We start from the raw sequence: 653 nt of genomic DNA on the forward strand, positions 1-653 counted from the left end.
TTTAATTTCCAAACGCGTGGTCTAACTCCACCGTCTTTAGACGGTATACGCTTTTAGCCTTATACTTGGACGTCCATACTTAAGGTGTGAGGTGAAAGTATGGACGGGTATAAAAAGAATAGTCATGCGGGTTTTGACATCAAATTCCACGTCATCTGGGTAACAAAGTATAGATATAAGGTGTTACGCGGACCCATTGCGATAAGAACACGGGAACTAATCAGGCAAGGATGCGAAGCAAGAGGAATCACAATCCTGGAAGGAAGTGTGGGGAAAGATCATATCCACGTGTTGTTATCCTGTCGACCGAGTCTTGCCCCAAGTAAGATTATGCAGTACCTAAAAGGGAGATCGTCAAGACTTCTCCAAGATCAATTTCCCGAGTTGAAGAAGAAATACTGGGGTCAACATTTATGGGCAAGGGGTTATTTTTGTGCCACAGTAGGAACAGTGGATGAGGAAACCATCCGAAATTATATCGCAAACCAGTGTAGTGAAGAGAAGAATGACACATTCAGGATTGAAGAATGAGTTTAGTCCAAATTGAGTGTGCTTAAGCATTCGGACTTTAAGATGACTTCAGTCTTGAGGAACGACTTTAGTCGTAGACATTTTATGTCCAAATCCACCTGCTTTAGCAGGTGGTCGTTTAA

At 42.4% G+C, this 653-nt stretch carries 1 protein-coding gene; it reads left to right on the plus strand.

Annotated features, from left to right (window positions below; all coding sequences use genetic code 11):
• Nucleotides 1–99: 99 nt before the first annotated feature.
• A complete protein-coding gene (tnpA, locus tag AVZ68_RS19440; protein WP_059106230.1) occupies nt 100–531 on the plus strand; it encodes an IS200/IS605 family transposase in 432 nt (143 codons plus the stop codon).
• Nucleotides 532–653: the final 122 nt, after the last annotated feature.

This window comes from Shouchella shacheensis (genome assembly GCF_001484965.1).
GTDB lineage: Bacteria > Bacillota > Bacilli > Bacillales > Bacillaceae_D > Shouchella > Shouchella shacheensis.

Bases quoted from the DNA above. Each gene is read 5' to 3' on its own strand.
- tnpA (WP_059106230.1), top strand. From the start codon at position 100: ATGGACGGGTATAAAAAGAATAGTCATGCGGGTTTTGACATCAAATTC.